The following is an 18,465-nucleotide window of genomic DNA, read 5'->3' as shown; positions in this document are numbered from 1 at the left end:
CAGAAGCGGCACAAAGTGGTTGAATTGCTCGGCTGTTTGAATCTTGTTGACCTGGAAGCAGAACCCCGCCGGCGGTTCCTTGGCGTTGATTTTCAGGCTGCTGTTATCACAGATCTCCTTGAGCTTTTTTTCAAGTTCTGAAGTGGGTTCGTCCAGCGGCGCATCCGAGTCGGAATCGATATGGTCTGACTGTTTCTTCCTGTCGGGGCAGCCGTCCAAGTAGCCTTTCCCCACCCGGAGGATAAAGCCTGTTTTTTGAAAAACCACCTCGGCAAGAGTAATGCGCGTTCGGGCCGGAAGCTCCGCATTCTCCTGGTTCGGGTAGAAACGGAGCGTGACATTCGACTGGGTACCGAAACACAGATCCGGAAATTCATCGTCTTCCGCATGCTGTTCGGCGTTGTCCCGATTGAATTGGCTGAGGGTCTCCCACAGTTTTTTCGCTTCGTCCCTGACTTTTGTGCCCACAGCATCGGCTTCGAATGCATCTCTGAGATGTTGTTCGAAGCCGACTCTGGTCCGGTCGATACCCGTCGATGATTCCCGGGCCGGAGCGGAAGGATCAACCGCCAAAATCGAAGCGAAGTCAACGACATGTTTGAGGGTTCGCACATGGTCGTTGTAGCCCTCCAAATCGGGGTCATCGAGATGGAAATGCTCCATGAAAGTACCCATGAAACGGGCGAACGCGAACCATTTGCGCTGGGCGATTCCGTAGTCAGCAAGGTGATCCGTGTATTTTTCGTCGCTGCCCTCGGGTTGGAGGAAACCACGCAGAAAAGCCGCGGGGGAATTGTTTTCACTGATGCGGCGCCGTAGATCCCGGTACACATCAGGATAGGAGACCTGCATGCACAGCACCGCCAGTAGATTGATCGGGTCGAGGCTATCGGCACTACCGATGGCAGCAGCCCCCACCTTTTCCCGGTAGATTCCCATCGTCAGGGTGTAGGTGTTGGCCAAACGCTTTGCGGCACGCGGATTCGACGCCACCGAACAGGTGATCAACTCGTGGCCCGTTTGACTGGGATTGGTCAGCATTTCCGGCTCCGGGAAAAGAGCCTCGTTTCCGGGTTTGACTTTCCTGGCGGCATTCAACTGGTCGGCGACAATGACTGATGTGTCGCCACTTTCGGGCATGTTGAACGGAACCTGAATGATCTTGTCGAAAAATACCTGCACTCGGTCCTGTGGGATATTTTCCCCGTATTTGGCTTTCAGCCCCTGGGAGACGATTTCGAAATCGATGGCCAGCACAAAAATACAGCGCGGACAGTCAAGGAAGTTCTTTATCGCTTCCATGACCTCCACCGCGCGTTCGGGAGGAAGTCGATCGAGATCATCGATGAAAATGACCACCCGCTCAGGAGTTTGCCCACTCTGGGCGGACCGCCCCTGGCAGACACTTTCGACGAAATCCCTGAACTGCTGCTTGAGCTCACCCAGCTGTCTGTACTGGTCAAACTCGGATCCGTGGCCGTCGGCATCGTTCCCGGCAGCCAGACGCTTGTTCAATGCTTCAGTAACGGTGACTGCCCCACCTGTCAGACCGGCGGCAACCATATCCGCCCCGAACATCCCCACCGAGGTCACGTGCCGCATCAGGGAGCTGGCTCTGAGTGTCTCCAGCGTCCGAAATATTTTTTTCGAATTCTGATTGGCGGTAGCCGAGTCACTGATTCTTTCCAGCTCTCTGAGAATATGGGTGATAAGAGCAACCGGAAGATCATCCTGCATATTGAACTGGGCGTACTCCCAGGTATTGATCCATAGCAGGGCCGCATTGCAGTAGCCGGGTTCATCCGGGGAAAGATCCCGCCGACGTTCGATACTGGCTTTCAGCTGACTCATCGTCGATGTTTTTCCCGAACCCCAGTCTCCCTGGATAGCCAGAGTCATCGGGGTGGCTGCATCAATAATGAACTCGGTCAGTCCCCGGGTGTAGGGGTCAAGACCGAGTTTATCCTCACAGGTGGGAAGGTCGGGGCTAAACGATGACGGAGCTTGTGGGTTGCGGGAGTTCATGGGGTGATTCATGTGCTGCTGACTACGTGAACGATCTGGAGGGAAGGCAATTTTTGAACTGCGGGTGCCGTATCTGTTTCTCGGGGGCATTCCCGAATGCGTTCACCGTCAAGCTTAAATCATTGCACCAGCCATCGTCTTGTGGAGGCGCTCCGCAGCAGAGCCGCCACGCCTTGAAGCTTGACAGCCTTCACCCGCGGCATGATGATCGGTCCACCATTGACCGAAGCGACGGGAGCCTCTGCTCGATTCATACAGCTTCCGGCACACGGGACAATGTTTTCCAGCCCGGGGGTGTTGAAATCGCCGACGCTGCCCCGGCACACATGCCGGGGCAGCGTCGCTGTTATTGGTGTGCTTTGCCAGTGGGAGCCAGCGGCCGGTTGACCACCACAGTCAACCACCAAGGTAAACAATCATCACTGGCAGATGATGTGGGGCAGCCGTTGCAAACTTCTACTTTTTCTGGCCGGTGAAGATCTCCCTAACACGGTTGCCGAGCCACTCGTCGACATTGGTCCAGTACTCGTAGCACTGTTTTTCGACCTCTGAGGTAACCCCGTCCATGGCGCGGGAAATATTGCCTGCCAGGCGTTCGCGTTCCTCATCGTCCATGACTTCGCGGACCAGCTGGTGGGCCTGGATGAAGTCATCGTCTTCTTTGTGCCGCACATAGGCACCACGGGTGAAGTCAGTTCCGTGGGTGTTATCCCACAGTCCCAGATCACCGGCCACACCGATGGTCACACCCGAGCCGGAGGTTTCCCCATCATCGGCGAAACCGGCCTGGCGCTCTGTCTGGTTGGGTGAATACACCGGACAGGAACCGTGATCGAACTGGTAGGTCATCGCCCCATCCTTGGAGTAGGAGTTGACCGGGCAGACAGGGGCATTGACCGGCAGCTGCTCGGCGTTGGCACCCACCCGGTAGCGGTGGGCGTCAGCGTAGGCGAAACCACGGGCAATGAGCATTTTGTCCGGTGAGAAACCGATACCGCGCACCAGGTTCGAGGGCGCGAACGCGGCCTGTTCGATTTGGGCGAAGAAGTTCTGCGGGTTGCGGTTGAGTTCGAAGTATCCGACATCAACCAGCGGGTAGTCTTTCTGCGACCAGGTTTTGGTCAGATCGAAGGGGTTGAAGCGGTAGTCCTCGGCCTCGGCCACCGGCATGATCTGGACTTTGACGTCCCAGACGGGATAGTCGCCGCGCTCAATGGCGTCGAACAGATCCTTGCGGTGCGAATCCGAGTCATCGCCGGCCAGTGTCGCGGCTTCCGCATCAGTGAGATAGTCCCAGCCCTGGCGGGTTTTGAAGTGGTATTTGATCCAGAAGCGTTCGCCTTCTTCGTTGATCCACTGGTAGGTGTGGGAGCCGAAGCCGTCCATGTTGCGGAAGGTTTTCGGGATACCGCGATCCCCCATCAGGTAGGTGACCTGGTGGGCGGATTCCGGGGTGCGGGTCCAAAAGTCCCACTGCATGTTCGCATCGCGCAGCCCGGTGTCGGGAAGGCGTTTCTGCGAGTGGATGAAGTCGGGGAATTTGATGCCGTCGCGGATAAAGAACACCGGGGTGTTGTTGCCGACGATGTCGTAGTTGCCTTCCTGGGTGTAGAACTTCAGCGAAAATCCGCGCACATCACGCCACGCATCGGGGGAACCCTGCTCGCCTGCGACAGTTGAAAAACGGGCCAGCATCGGGGTGGTGACACCCTTCTGGAACAGCTGGGCACAGGTGTAGGCGGACATGTCTTCTGTGACGTGGAGTTCACCGAAGGCACCGGCACCTTTGGCGTGGACAACACGCTCCGGGACACGTTCCCGGTTGAAGTGGGCCAGTTTTTCGATCAGGTGGAAATCGTGCAGGGCAACAGAACCCTGCTGGCCCTGGGTGATCGAATGGTTTTCACTGGCGACAGGCGCACCGGACAGGGCGGTGGCAGGTCCTGCCACCGCCGGGCGCAGCCCGCGGGCGACAATGTCATCGACACCTGGCTTTCCGCTGCGGGAGGTGGTGGCGGCTGGTTTGTTCGTTGTCATGGTGTTCTCCTGGGTGATTGACGCAATGAACTCCGGTGGCGCCGGTGAGTCGGTGGCGCACACCGCAACACAAGTAAGGATAGGCCCAGTTAATAGCCGAAACCTTCTTTTCTTGGTTCAACCTATAGGATAGCTGTGGTTGGGTGCCGTTTCCACCACACGGGTGCGGCCGAACTGGGAAAACACGGTTTTTCTCAGCAGATAGGCACAGAAAAATCAACCGGAAGTACGACTGGTGTTATGCAGCCCAGGGACCCCCGTTGCCCCGGGGAGTGGAAAATCGGGTCATCCCTACTGGTAAAATCCGGATTCGTGAGCAATGAAACCGAGCGAAACGACGCCGTTGTCACTGAGCTGGCTCTTGCCGCCGGACGTGGCGACCGGGCCGCTTTAACCGATTTCATTGCCGCAACCCACAATGATGTGTGGCGGCTGCTGGCCCATCTGGGCGGGGCTGAGATCGCCGATGATTTAACCCAGGAAACCTATCTGCGGGTTATGTCCGCCCTGCCGCGTTTTGCGGCCCGCTCATCGGCCAGAACCTGGATTTTGTCGCTTGCCCGCCGGGTGTGGGTGGACAATATCCGCCATGACATGGCCCGGCCCCGCAAAGCAGCCACCCAATACGAGGATGCGGCGGCCACGGCTGCGACATCCAATTCGTGGGCGGACTGGGTTGATGCGCGGCTGATTGTCGAACAATTGGCCCCCGAGCGCCGGGAAGCACTCATCCTCACCCAGATTCTGGGATACACCTATGAAGAAGCAGCCAAAATCGCCGGCTGCCGCACCGGAACAATCCGTTCCCGGGTGGCCCGGGCACGGGCCGATATTCTGCAGGCTGCGGGCACCGGCCACGATGACCGCCCCCAGGGGTTAAGCTCTGTCGGCTAAAACACGCCCACAACTGGCATTTCCCTCCCTCTTGCGGCCCTGCCACACCGGCCGCACACCGTTAAGAGGCCACACAATCTTGGCCACCGGTTCCTTGTCTTGGACTACTGTCCCGGTGTGACGGCCGTGTGCCCGCCCCACGAACCCGCAAACGCCAGCCGGAATAACACCCATACCGCCACCGGTTTGGTTTCCTGTCGTCTTCTCCCACCGGTCTCCGGCAGGCCCACTCCCCTTCGCAAGCAAGTGACAAAGCCCCGGCCCCCCACGGTGTGACCGGTTACCGGGTCCGGTCACCTGCTGGCCTGACGGTGGGGACTCTGTTCACCGACGCAGTCCACGGTGCCCCCACGCCGGACACGGCCTCCGTCTTTTCTTTTGCTGCAACGGGAAATCTGCAGTCAATAAGCGCCCCTGGTGTCCCCTGCGCTGTCGTGATGGCCTGTCGGCGCTGCCGCGCGGGTACCCCACGGCAAAAAAGAGTCACGGGAAATAAGGTGGTGGCCCACAAGCGTGCGGACAACGCTGCGGGCCACCGAAAAACCGGTTGGTGGGCACATATAAGCCACTGAAGGTGAAAAACAAACCCGTGTCTTGCCCCGGGCACCTGATTGTGCGCACCACTGGTGTGACACGCCCAGAAACGGGCCGCACGGGCATGGACGCACCAGGCTTACCCCGGGTTTTCCACCAACCGGTTGTTATTTAATTGTCAGCCGCCCGATCACATCCCGGGCCTGGGAGCTGACCCGTCACGCGGATGGGATCGAAGCGGCTGTTTTTTCTCAAACCCCCCGGTCTTTTTTACGACGTGCAATCACGATGACCGCACCCACGATGAGAATCAGTGCACCAATACCGAACACACCCAGCACGTTGGCACCGGTATTGGCCAGCGGGGGCCTGAACGGTTGCGTTGACGGCGCCGGAGGCGGCGGCGGCGGAACCGGGTTCGGCTGCGGCGGTACGGACGGTACCGGCTGCGGCTTCGGCGGCGGTCCGGGCGGGAAGACAACAATCGGGATAATCGGCAGGAACGGAATGAAGCTTGATCCGTCGGGGATTTCCGGTGTCGGTGTCGGACGCGGTGTGGGGGAAGGCGTGGGGGTTTCAGCCGGCTGCGGCTTGGTCCGGCCCAGCGGCTCAGTCTTGGGGGTTATGGTGACGTTGTAGCGCCAGGTTTTCGTCTCACCGTCAGCCACGGGAAGAATCGTCACAAACGGGGTGGCGATACGGTAACCGTCGGGAGCATCGACCGGCTGCTGTTCACTGACCAGGTACACGCCCGGCTCAAGATTGTCGAAGGTCACCTCACCGTCGGCGTTGGTTTTCTTCGTCACCGATTCACCGTCGGCCAGTTTGATGTCAACCAGTGACATCTCTTTGAGCTTGTCCCAGCCGGCCTCGGTGGTGATGTCGATACCGGGGACACGCTTGATCGTGAAGGGCACCCCCTCGGTCACCCAGACAGAGCCGTCATCCACATCGGAGGGGTTCTTGGTCTTTTTAATGGTGAAGGTCACCGTTTTCGTGCCGTCAATGGTCGACGGCACCATGTTTTCGACCACTTCGCCGCTGACAAATTCAACGGCACCGGCTACCGGTGTGGTGGCGGTGGCCAGCATCGCGGTAGCACCCAACGCCGCCACAGCGGAAGAGAAGAGCTTTTTCTTCGTCATTTACTGACCATCCTTTTCAAAACGCGACAGAGACATGCGGGCTTGCCGCTTCTGGTCGACTTTCATTTTCACGATCAGGGCAACCAGCAGAAGCAGAATCAATCCGATGGCGGCCAGCACCGCGATCATCCACCACTGCCAGACAAGGCCGGTTGTTTTCGTTATTTTTTCGTCGTCAACCTCTGGGGTGTAATCCACCCGGTGTCCTCTGACGAGGAGCCTGTGGGAGTTGATCCCGTAGGGGGTGCATGTCACCAGGGTGACGAAGTCTTTGCCGGGGAAAACCTTCAGATCGTCGGTGCTTTCCGGAAGGACCACATGGATTTGGTCCACCACGTATTTGTTGGTCCCGGCGACGGTTCTCACGAAAAACTCGTCGCCTTCTTCCAATTCGTCCAGATTGTCAAACAGTGTCTGGTCGTTGAAACCGGTGTGGGCCGTCAGCACCGCATGGGTGCCGGATCCGCCGACCGGAAGCGATGAACCGTACAGGTGGCCGACACCTTTATCCAGTGTCGCATCAGAGGTGCCGTGGTAGATGGGAAGATCCACGTTGATCGGCGGGATGACGATCTGTCCCATGGCGTCACTTTGCGCCAGCAGCTGCAGGTACTCGGCGTACTGCGGGGACTTCATATTCGGCTGCTTGGTGAAGAAGTCGTAGTCGACACCGGTCAGGTTTTCGTTGTAGGCGACCGCGGCCTGCGCCAGTGCCTGGCGCTGTTCCGGACTCATCGAGTCGATGACTTTTGTGTACGCCTTGGCTTTGTGCATCGCCCGGTAGTTGTTCCACTGGGTGGCCACCACCGGGTAGCTGAGCACTGTCATGCCGATCAACAGCACGATCAGCGGAATGATGAAGGGACGTAAAGGGGAACGGCGACGGTGTTTGCCACCGGTGGCGGCAGTGTTTTTCCCGGTGTCTTTGTTGCCGGACTCCGGGCTGCGGGTGACTGCTGTCATCGCTTGTTCCTCCTTTCCAGTATCTCTTGCAGTGTCAGGGACTTGCCATCCCCGATGCGGTGGCGGCCACCACGGGGTTTATCTTGATTTTTCTCGGCTAGGGCCTCCGCTTGATCGCTTGATGCCCCGGGTTTTTTCTTCGCCGCAGCATCAGGATCAGCCGGACCGTGGCTTTCCCCGCCGCTGTCACTGGGACGGGATTGTTCGGCAAGTTTGTCACCGGTTTCCGGGGGTCTGTGCGCTTTCCCGGGCACAGCAGAAGATGCCGTATCCGCCGCAGGTGGCTTCTTTTGACCGGTTCGGCCGGATGTCCTGCTATCGGAACCATGCCCAGTGGGCGACGTTTCCTGCCCGGTGTCCCGGCCGGTGACAGCCCGTGTTCCGGGCCTATCGGCCGAACCAGTCGGGGAATCAGTTGACTGCGAAGCAGCAGGTGAAGTTGTTGTCTTGTCTGCCCGGCCCATATCGGCCCGGCCACCGGAGGTGGACTCAGCCGACGGGTGACCGGCCGGTTGATCGACGGGTGAGTCGGCGGCTTTCGCGGCTTTCTGTGCCGCTTTTTCTTCGGCAGCCTGCTGCTTTTTCAGGGCTTTGGCGTCTTTTCTGGCCTTTTTGTCAGCTTGTTTCTCGGCCTTCTTTTTCGCCTTGGCTTCCAGGATTTTCGCAACCGACACCGCTCCTGCCCGCGGGCCCCGTGTCCTGGCGCGGGCTTTGCTTGTCTGGTTGGAGGAACCGAACTCACGGGCCAGGATTTCATCGACACTTTGTCCGGAGCCGTCGTCATCCATCCGCCGCTGGCCGGTGTAGCCGTCAACCGGGTCGTCGAGTTGATCGATCTCGTCGGTATCGTCGGACTGTTGTTTCTTCCTGATCAGCAGCAGGCGGATAATCAGCGCGGAGACAACAATCACCGACAGGATCGCACCCACCAGCAGGGCGACCATCCACCATTTCCAGGTGGGTTTGATCGGCGGGACTTCGTCGACGACGTGTTCATCCACCTCATCCAGCGGTGCACGTTCCCCACTGACCAGCAGCCGGTGGCTGTTGATGCCGTAAGGCGTACAGGTGATCAGGGTGATCATGTCTTTACCCTGCTCACGCGACAGGGAACTCACGTCCGTGGGGACGACGACACGGATGTCGTTGACCACGTATTTGAGTTTGCGGCCTGCGGTATTGAGGTAGATCGCATCGCCTTCTTTCACATTGGTCAGATTGTTGAACAATGTGGCATCACCCAAGCCGGTATGGCCGGTGATAATCGTGTGCGAGCTGTCACCGCCCACGGGAAGCGAAGAACCGAACAAGTGCCCGGCGCCTTTTTTCAGGGTCTCATCGCTGGTGCCGTGGTAGACGGGAAGGTTAATATCGGCCGCCGGGACTTTCAGCTGTGTCATCGCATCAAAATCCGACAGCTGTGCCAGATATTCCTGGTATTGCGGGGTGTTGGGCACAACATCAGCCAAAAACGGGTCAAGCAAAACGCCTGCCGCAAGATCGGAATTGTATTTGTCCGCCGACATGAGCGCGCGTTCAAGGGCCGCACCATCGGTTTCTTGAACAGTCACCGTATAGCCGTTAGCACGTTTTTGCTGTTCCACATCGTTGTGCTGGGTGGCAAACACCGGATAGAGCAGCAACAAAACACCCAACAGTGCCACAAACGCGGGGATGGCCGGATGGACATCCTTGCGCTTTTTACGCGCCGGCGGTGTGGTCCGCTGCCGCGGTGTGGTGATCGTTGTCATGGTGGTTGCTTGTGATCCTGTCGCCGCCGTGCGGTTAGAGTTCCTGTGCCGGAATACCCGGGCTGCCGGGAAACCGCGCTCTATTTCGGTTCGCGTTTCCGATTTTCTTGATACTTGGTTGCACCAGTTGAAGCGAACCCACAGAAGGCAGCTTTCTGGTTCAGTTGTGAAGTTTTTCGGGGATACGTGGTTTTGTCTTTCGGTTCCTCCCCTTGAATAGCGGGACCCGGCACCAGAGTTTGGGCCCGCCGGTTGTTGTGAAAAACAACCGGCGGGAACGGGTTCACTCTGGACAAACCCACGGCACATCCGAAACGTCAACTTTCGGCGTCGTCATAGACGACGTTTTCGCCGACGGTCCGAGTGCATTTTTCGGCATACAGGACCTCAACGGAACTGCAGCCTAAGAGGGTTTAGGCCTCTTTGCGGTTGCGCTTCGCAGCGACAGCAGCGTATCCGCCGGCACCGACGACCAGCAGGCCACCGAGGGCGATCAGCGGCAGAACACCCTTACCACCGGTCAGCGGCAGGTTGAAGCCGGCGTTTTCGGGGACGTTGGTAACCTCAAGCGTCTTCACAGCCTTGCCATTCTTGCCGTGCAGCAACTGGAACTTGATCAGCTGCGGGTTAAGGTTGTATCCCTTAGGAGCCTTGACCTCTTTCAGACAGTAGTAAGAAACATCTTTCCATTCAGCCCCTTTTTTGAGGGCTTTTGCGGTAGCTTCCTGAACGTTTCCAGCTTCAGAACCATTCTTAAAGTCATTCAGCTGAAGGCCCGAGATGGTGAATGTTCCATTATCATCAGTGGTCCAAGAATCATCCTCTCCGACAGCCAGCTTGTAGTCGTCAACGTTGTTTTGATCGTCGACAACCGTGATTATGTCGCCGTCCAGCTTCGTGACTTTGCCTTCCTCGTTGCAACGGAAGAGCTGGAACTCGGCGTTCTTGAGCTTTTCCTTGGTGTTGTTGTCAACCTTGTTGATAGTCACCTTGCCGTACTTCGAGACGACGACGTTACCGGGAACAGTGGTCGGCGGAGTCTCCTTACCGGGCTCCCAGTCATTTTTCGTCTCGGAGCTGTTCGGCGGAACCATGAACGGCTGGTTCTTAACGTCATAGACGCTGTCGCCGACCTTGAGCTCATTGATCTGCGCGTCGAAGGTCCAGGTCAGCTTCTTGCCACCGTTGTTAGCAAGCGTCTCGAGGCCGTCTTTGGTGAAGGTGATACGGACGTATTGTCCGACCGTGTATTCGTCATCGCCTTCGCCATAGGTCGGTTTTTCAGCAGCGTCGAGCACCTTTACTTTGTAGTCCGTGTTCAACACGAGAGCCTCCTCAACGCCCTCAATGGTGATCTTGTCGCTGCCAGCAATGTAGGTGAGGTCCGTGCTGACCGGGTCGATCAGCTGGAAGTCCGTGAGTGCCTTTTCGCCCTCAGGGATCGGATCTGTATTCGGACTCACGAATCCCTCAGCCAGAGTGGAGGAAATGCTGTAAGTGAGCTTCGAACCATTTTCAGGAACGTTAGCGCCGACGTTCTTATAGTCCTCAACGGACTTACTCAGGTCAGTCTTCGAGTTCTTCGGGTAGACGTGAACGTTGTAGTTCCAGTCTGTCAGAGCCTTGGCGGCGTCATCTCCCTTCGTTTCGTTCGGGTACGTCATGGGAAGAGCAACAATGAATGGGTCCGCCTTCACCAGGCCTGTAGCGAAAATGGTCTCATTGGTGCCTTTGGGATCGATGACGACCTGATCGGTGTCAGCGTTATCTTCTACGACCAGGTAGAGACCAACCGGCCGCTCGGCGGAAATGGTACCGTCTGCACCGGTTTTGACGGACTTACCTGCCTTGGCGAAGGTGTAGACGTCACCGTTATCAAGCGTAATGGAACCGGTGGCAGCCTCTTTCTTTTGTTTTGAAGACAGGTTCTTCCACTTTTCAGACAGAGCATTGGCCTGCCTCCAACCTTCATTGGTCTTCAGATCGATGGCTTTCACCTCTCCTTGACCTTTGACCTGGATTTGGGCGGTGTACAGGCTGAACTGCACATCCTTAATCGGCTTCGATCCATTCGGGTTGTCTACCTTCAGCCCATGGTTCTTTCCGTCATCCCCCTCCGCGCGTTTGGTCGCCGGGGTCAGCTTGTGGATCGTGAGGGTGGCGTTGTCCTCGGTGATCGTACTGGGGTTGCCCTCCTCAAAAGTGCTGTCAACTGTTTCAGGTGTCGGCTCCTCTGCTGCGGTCTGGCCTTCACCTCCATCATTGTCTTGCGCCGTTGAAGCAGATTCTGAAGCCGAAGCTTCCCCTGACCCGCCCTGCGCAAACGCGTAAGGGGTGGCGGTCATGGTGAGGGTTGCTGCCGCGATAGCAGCGAAAGTGGCGCGGAGAGTCTTCTTTGTCGAAGTCATATCCGTATTCCTTCCAGATTGGGGTTTGAGGTTTTCCAGAGTGTCCCGTCCGGGACTGCCGCTTGGCGCAACGTGTGTGCGCCAGTTCGGCGGGTTTGAGGATAATCGCTGTTTCTTTAAGTGATTACCCGTTGCCGTGTTCCAGCCCGGGTGGGCTGGTTCACGGGGACCGAGGTTTGACTGTCCGCGTCTTACGACCGGACGGGCACCCCGGAAGTCTTTCTTGTTGTCAGCATCAGGGCTGCTCCGATGAGGACCATTCCGCCGAGGGCGAAGGGCCATTCACCAAGACCGCCTGAGTGGGGCAGGGTCATGGCGCGTGGGTCACGGACCGTGATCTTCGAGTATTTCGGGCCGTCAGCCGCCGAATTGTCGTTCAGCGGGACCAGTCCCTGAGCGATGAAGGTATTATCCGGCATCTCCGGATCCGAGGGAGATGTTGACGCCGATTCGGATACAACACCGTCCACCGCTTTCCCGTTCAGAATCTCAATTCCGTTGTCGCCGACAAGCTTGAACCTAAGCGGTTGCGCAAGAAGCTCGAATCCGCCATTACCGTCGGCTTTGGGCGCCTTCGTCTCGATAAGAACATAGTCCTTACCGACGTCGAGGTTCTTTTTCGAGATCAAGAGGCCATTTTCCCCATTTTGACCGTTTGTATCCACAAGTCCGACGTCAATCCGGTCGGCTTCTTTGCAGATTGTCGAATCCTGCGGCATAGCGTCGGCGGGGCAGATCACGAACTGCATCGACTCAGTTACGTTCGCTGAGAGTACCGTCCCGTTCGCGTCAGTCTTCTGAATAAGAACCTTACGACCAGGTGTCACTGGGAGGCAGGCGGTGTTATTACTTTCGCCGTCGAAGTCGTTTTCCATCGTAACCGTGTTCTTGATTCCCAAATTTTTCGCGGTAACCTTTTGGTTTTCTTGACAGGTGTCATGAATCACATCTGTTATAGCTTCAGTTTTCGCTGCTGTGTAAGTGAGCACGACTCTGAAGAAGACGCTTTCACCGGAGCCAATAGTTTCTAGCTGGGACGGAACGGTGTGCTTAGCAAATACAGTCTCGCCTTCCGTAGCACTACCAACTACATACTTCCCGCCTTCGGCGGACTTGTCCGCTCCTAGGTACACCATCGTCATAGTGACCTTAGGTGTTTGCACACCGGGATCCGGCAAGCCGTCGCTGTCCTTCTGCTCCTCGGTCAGGAACGAGGCCCCCGCATAGTCAACGAAAGACGGGGTTTCGGTTTGTTTCCTACCGGTAGTATTGGTGAGTTCAATAAGGTAAGTGGCAGTCAACCCTTGCGCGTTATTGTCGGCGGTATCTCCCACTTTTTTCCAAACAACTTTCCTAGAGCCATCCTCCTTGGTTTCTCCCGCAGCTTTTGCAAGCTTTCTAATCTTCCAGTCCCCTTCAAGCGGAACACAAGCCCATGAAGTGTCGTCTTGCTCCCCGCCATTGAGGGTCACCTTGTTCGGCAAGCCTCCGGTGTAAGACCCCTCGGACCCCTCCTGGCAGGCAAGTTGGTTATTTTGTTGCCACTCTTCGGAATTCAGTTCAATTGTGACAGGAACCGCCACCTTGAAATAGACCTTGTTCTCATCCTGGCTGCTTCCATTTCCCGGAATCGTGGATTCGCTTCCTTCACTATTCGAAGCCGCCGGAATCTTCCGTTCTTCTCTCGGCTGTAGAACAATTTTAAGCGTTGATGCATCCACCGTTTTCGAGATACCATTCACGAGATCCGATGCCTCAACGGGGTTGCCATTAGCGTCGACTTCTGTGATCTCAACACTTCCGGGATCAACTGTTGCCCCCGGGGGAATCACAAATTCATCAGTAAGACCGGGGAACGGCTGTTCATTGACGCCGTTATTTTCCAAGGTTATGCGATAAACAGCAGTCGCCTTACCCGTATTTCCTTCACGGGCAATCTTAACGGGAGTGCCTTCGTTTTCCCAACCAAGTTTCGCTACATCGTTTTCGTCAACCGCGAAAGTTTCCGCTTCTTTCTCTACGCTCCATTGACCGGGCAAACGGACTGGAATACAGGCGACATTATCCTTCCTCCAAAGTTCCTCAATACCTTTTTGCACGACATAGTGTTGATCTTCATTTTCGAGAACTACTTCGTTAATGACACCTTTGGCATAGTCATTGATGATTTTATTTTGACCATCTTGAATATTTTCATCGGACGCGTACATGCACTCCGCAAGGTCAAATTTTTTGGATTCATATTTGCTGATCGATTGTGTGTCCTCGGGATTCGAGGGACTCATGTCGGCAGCAACCGGAATTTCGACCTTGAACTGAACAGGCGCATTAGCGGGGAGATTTTTGATGGAGGCTGTGAGTTCCTCATCTAGTTTCCAACGGCCGTCGTCAGTTTGTGCCAATGAGAATGACTTCCCGTTCGCGAGTTCACCTTCACTCCAACCGGAAACCACAACTCCAGTCGGCAACTTGGCGATACTAACCGTTACTTTTCCGGCTTCGGCGAGTGCGCCTTCACCGTCCAAAATTGGTACCAGACCGTCGGGCATTGTGAACTTATCGATGACTTTACCGGTAGTGAGAGTTCCAGAATCGTCTTCCTCACCCCAGGTCACGTCGATGCTGTAAACGAGGGTATTTCTAAACTCGGGCTTCTCACCACTAGTTTTGGTGAGCTCCACAGCCTGACCGACGTGAGGAAGGCCATCTTCTGGAACAAAAGCATTTTTCCGGATATAAGGTTTCTTTAACCTAACCGGCACACAGGCCACGTTATCTTTTCGCCAGTTCGGGCTGTAGTTTTCGTTCTCGTCGAACAAATATACAGTATTAATCACGCCGGAGGAATCGTCGGAAACGACTTTTGTGTCGTTCTGTCCCTTTGTTTCACTGGCTCCGTCAATTGTGCATTTTCCAAGCCTTGCGGCGTTTTTATCAAACTTCGTCAGGCCCCCTTCATCAGGATCCGAATCGTCGGCCCGCACCGGAATAGTAACTTTAAATTTGACGAACTGTCCTTTCTTCAAGCCCTGGATGCCCGGGGTTAAGGTGACACCGCTCTCAGCTTTAAGTTGTTTTTCTGTAAACGTGAGTTCCTTGTTCGATTCGTCCCACAAAGACTCGCCAACTCCTCTGATTCGCGGGAACGATACCTTAGTCGATTCGGGAATACGACCCGCAATTGTCACAGTTGCTTTTAAGGGAGAATCTTTATCCAATTCGCCTTTGTCGTTTGTTTCATAATCCCAAAGCAGACCATCCGGTAGCTCGAAGCGTTCACGAATTGCACCAGTATTTATAGCGGTTGGTATATTGGTATCAGGAACGGTCGTCGTATTGAGGCTGTCAACTACGATCAGGTATTCCAGCACACCGGATTTATGGGGGCCATCCAAATAAACTATTTTACCAGCGTGCCCAGCTGTTTTGTCGCCAAGGTGAACCAAACTCTTCTCAGTTGGATTAAACGCGAACTTCTGAATTTTTACCTGAGATGCAGCGTTCACTATCTCACAAGCAACTTTGCCGCCTTCAGGTACGTCAACAATCCCGTTTGCACCGACCGTAAGTACTTTTCCGTCGTTTTTACAAGCCCAGTTCTTGAATGGGCGGTACTTTTTAGCTTTTTCGCTTTGATTATCAGCAACAGTTTCAGAAAGTTGATATCGCCCTACCGCTACCGTCGCGAACTCTTTCTCGACCGGGGCCTTCCCATCGCCACTGATTCCAGCGCTCACGCCGGCTGTGATGCTTTGCCTATTACTGTCTGCACCACCGCCACCGCTGTTCGAAGGATCACCTATGCTCGATGCAGCAAGATGGAACGCGGTGGCGTCGCCTTCACCCGTAGCCACAACTTTACCTTCGTGGTCAACAATTTTCTTTACCAGTTTAAGCTGCGCGGTAGGGGGGATTTTACCGGGCACGCAGGCGTCATTGTCGTATTTTTGACTTTCGTTTTCACCCTCTAAATCAACATGGTTGAAGAATCCGGCCCCACCGCTGGTATCAGTTTCAGAGCATTCAAGTTTGTTTTCTTCTTTCACTACTTGAAGATCAGTGATCTTCAGGTCCAACGCAATCGAATAGTCAACGGACTCTTGCGGTTTTAGTTCCCCGGAATTGTTTCCTTCTTTTTCCAATGGAATTTTAAATCTAGTACCGGCCGGAGTCCCTTCAGTAGTGACGGAACCATTTTTAGTAACCCTATAACCAATAGCTTCAAAGCCGTTGGGAATAGTCACAGTATCAGTAAGGCTACCGGGCGTTCCAGCTTTATTGCCTACGTTGCTGACAGTAACGACGAACCTCACTGTGCCCTGATTACCATTAGTGAAATCAACTTTATTTTTAACAGTTGAAACTGGTTTGTCTTGTGTTCCGGGTTTTCCTACGGACCCATCTTTAGGATCGACTGCTCGCTTCTCTACTCGGAACTCTGTTTGGGTTGGTTCTTTTGGCGTGCCAAAAGAACACGAACTCATGTCACCAATAGCGTAAAAGTTTCGTTGGTTTTTCTCGGCCTTCTTTTGCGTCATTTTGTAGGCGCTGACCTCTTGAGATGAGGTATCTAGCCCCTCCAGCCGGTATAAGTTACCCGTCGAGGACCCAGCATATAGTTTACCGTCCGGACCCCACGCCAGGCCGTAAATCCTGTCATTTTGCTCCGCGCCGCCTTTCATGACAATATCGCCGAAAGACTCGATATCGCCCTTCCACACGGAATTTGCACGCCGGAAAACAGTATCTTCGTCGGCTTTGCGAACCTTCTCACCAGGTATCTTGTAGATAGCGGATTTACTACCTTGAGGCGCATGAACCCAGTAGAGATCACCTTGCTCGTTGAAAACTAAATCTTTGGCACCGTATCTTCCATTCGCTCCAGCGGAAATACCACCTCCCGCGCCTGCAACATGTCCGTGGCTTTTCCACGAAGTTGCGTTCTCGGCAACATTCATAGAAAACAGATAAAGTTCGTTTCCTTTGTGTGCAAAGGTCCACAGCACTCCGTCTTTATCAAACGCAATGTTGCCATCAATCGCTAGAGGTATGTTTTTATTTTCGCCGCCAAGAGTCCCTTCTTTAACGCTGGGCTGCTCCGAGGAGTACTCTACTTGTGGGTGCCTCGGGTCGGAAAGGTCAATGTATTTAAGCGTATCTGTTTGACCGTGATCTTCTAAGTAGAAGATCTTGCCTTTCAGCCAAGTTTTATCCGACTCGGCAATTGCATCAGATTTTTTTGTCAGGAGTCCTAAATTTTTTCTAATGAAGGTATTATCGTTGTCAGGGTCAGAGATAAGTTGGCCGTAGTGATTACCCCCTGGATTTATCGGCCCTTTATCAGACTCCCCGCCCTCTATAAAGGAGAGGTCTTCACACGCCTTTGGCTTTTCATATTTTCCCTGAGTGACAATTGAAGTTTGGGCAGCATCGCCGATCGGGACGGCATTTTTACCAATTTCTAGGCTCGCAATATAAGCGTTCGAACGGTCCGCCTCACCATTCGGACAATTCGTATACGTGAGTTGGCGATAGACAGTAACCGTACTTCCGGGTTTTAGCCAAACCTCACCAGTATTGACGTCCGGATTGTATTTCCAGTTGATTGAGTCAACCCATCTCGCATCTGGATATTCTTTCACGATAGGGTCAGCGTCACCGTAGAAAGGCTTCGTAGAATCATCGTTGAGTGCTGTAGCCTTATCCAAGGCTTCAGTCGAAATTTCTATTTTATTCAACTCATCAGGTTCGCTGAGAATCTGAGAAGCGGTTTTTGTGAATTTGATCCCTCCACCGGTTCGATCAGCGAATTTGAGGTCCATGAGGTAACCACCTTTAGGCAGTTCCCATTTGGTTTTGGTATTAGCGATACATGAGGACTGAACGTTCGGATTACTGAACCTATCTTCAGGCTCGGTTTTACCTTTCTCCCAAATCTTCGCCTCTTTTTTCGTGAGGCTAATATCTTTGGAGGGGACAAAATTACCGTTAATAGTGCCATAGATCAACGTTGCCTTTTTGGGGGTGACACCAGAATCCGGGCCATACTTTCCGGTACCGGTAAATTTGACGGATACCGTACCGTCGTTGACACCTGATATCTTGTAAACCTTTACGGTGTTGTTCGACTGTTTGGCGTCTTCCGTGATCTCTATAGAGCTGTTTTCCGGCTCATTAACCACGAGTTGAGAGGTATCAGGAATGAAAGGTGCCTTAGAACTCGCGGTTGCTATGACCGTGTACTCACCTCCAGCGTTTTTCTCGATTCCCTCGAAGGTAACGGAACCCTCATAATCAACTGTGAAGGTATTTTCTTCTCCGGCTACAGCTTTAACATCTTCCTTGTAAACACTCGGCTTGGTCATAACCGCGGTCACTTTAGGCTTGCCACCAGTCCCATTTTGTGTGTATTCATCAGCCGGAATATATGCATCAGCCGAGTCACGTGCGGTAATACCGACGAACGCGATAGAGGCGATCAGCGCTAAAACAGCGAACAGCACGACTGGCGCTGCCGTCAGGGTGCTCACTGCGGCCCGGTGGCGGGCCTTCTGGTCGAAACGCTTCACGTCGCTGCACTCCTTCAAGAGGTACTTGCTCAATTAATTAACCTGAGTTCTATTGACCAACAGGTCCGCGGGGCGGTGGTATATCGAACAAGTCCGGAAAGTGCGTATCTCGCGGCGTGCGAGAGAAAAACAGTCCGTG

8 protein-coding genes are annotated in these 18,465 nt (G+C 54.7%); 1 reads left to right on the top strand and 7 read right to left on the bottom strand.

Annotated elements, in window-relative coordinates:
* Positions 1 to 2,037, bottom strand: a 2,037-nt coding sequence (locus tag JZY06_RS03820; protein ID WP_207118488.1) for a KAP family P-loop NTPase fold protein, incomplete at its 3' end; no start/stop codon positions are given.
* Between the two features lie 444 nt (positions 2,038 to 2,481).
* Positions 2,482 to 4,062 carry a catalase gene (locus tag JZY06_RS03815; protein WP_207118487.1) on the bottom strand — a complete coding sequence of 527 codons (1,581 nt, stop codon included), beginning with the start codon at positions 4,060 to 4,062 and terminating at the stop codon, positions 2,482 to 2,484.
* Positions 4,063 to 4,374: 312 nt separating this feature from the next.
* On the opposite strand from JZY06_RS03815, the gene JZY06_RS03810 reads away from it, so the two are divergent.
* Positions 4,375 to 4,956, top strand: a complete 582-nt coding sequence (locus tag JZY06_RS03810) for an RNA polymerase sigma factor (RefSeq protein WP_330617072.1) — start codon at positions 4,375 to 4,377, stop codon at positions 4,954 to 4,956.
* Positions 4,957 to 5,741: 785 nt separating this feature from the next.
* Here JZY06_RS03810 and JZY06_RS03805 read toward each other — a convergent pair.
* The 5 genes from JZY06_RS03805 to JZY06_RS03785 all read right to left on the bottom strand — a co-directional run bounded on the left by JZY06_RS03805 (position 5,742) and on the right by JZY06_RS03785 (position 18,326).
* Positions 5,742 to 6,635: a pilin N-terminal domain-containing protein gene (locus JZY06_RS03805; RefSeq protein WP_207118485.1), complete on the bottom strand. Its 894-nt coding sequence runs from the start codon at positions 6,633 to 6,635 to the stop codon at positions 5,742 to 5,744.
* Entirely contained in the window at positions 6,636 to 7,598 is a 963-nt protein-coding gene (locus tag JZY06_RS03800; RefSeq protein WP_207118484.1) for a class C sortase, read from the bottom strand. It lies immediately after the preceding gene.
* The gene (locus JZY06_RS03795; protein ID WP_207118483.1) at positions 7,595 to 9,349 is read right to left on the bottom strand and encodes a class C sortase; all 1,755 of its coding nucleotides are present in this window, start codon (positions 9,347 to 9,349) and stop codon (positions 7,595 to 7,597) included. Before JZY06_RS03795 ends, JZY06_RS03800 begins: the two co-directional genes overlap by 4 nt.
* Before the next feature lie 413 nt (positions 9,350 to 9,762).
* Positions 9,763 to 11,757, bottom strand: a complete 1,995-nt coding sequence (locus tag JZY06_RS03790) for a SpaH/EbpB family LPXTG-anchored major pilin (RefSeq protein ID WP_207118482.1) — start codon at positions 11,755 to 11,757, stop codon at positions 9,763 to 9,765.
* 191 nt (positions 11,758 to 11,948) lie between these two features.
* On the bottom strand, positions 11,949 to 18,326 hold the full coding sequence (locus JZY06_RS03785) for an isopeptide-forming domain-containing protein (RefSeq protein WP_207118481.1): 6,378 nt from the start codon (positions 18,324 to 18,326) through the stop codon (positions 11,949 to 11,951).
* Positions 18,327 to 18,465: the final 139 nt, after the last annotated feature.

Source organism: Corynebacterium mendelii (assembly GCF_017307055.1).
GTDB lineage: Bacteria > Actinomycetota > Actinomycetes > Mycobacteriales > Mycobacteriaceae > Corynebacterium > Corynebacterium mendelii.
This window is presented reverse-complemented; position numbering and strand designations above follow the sequence as displayed.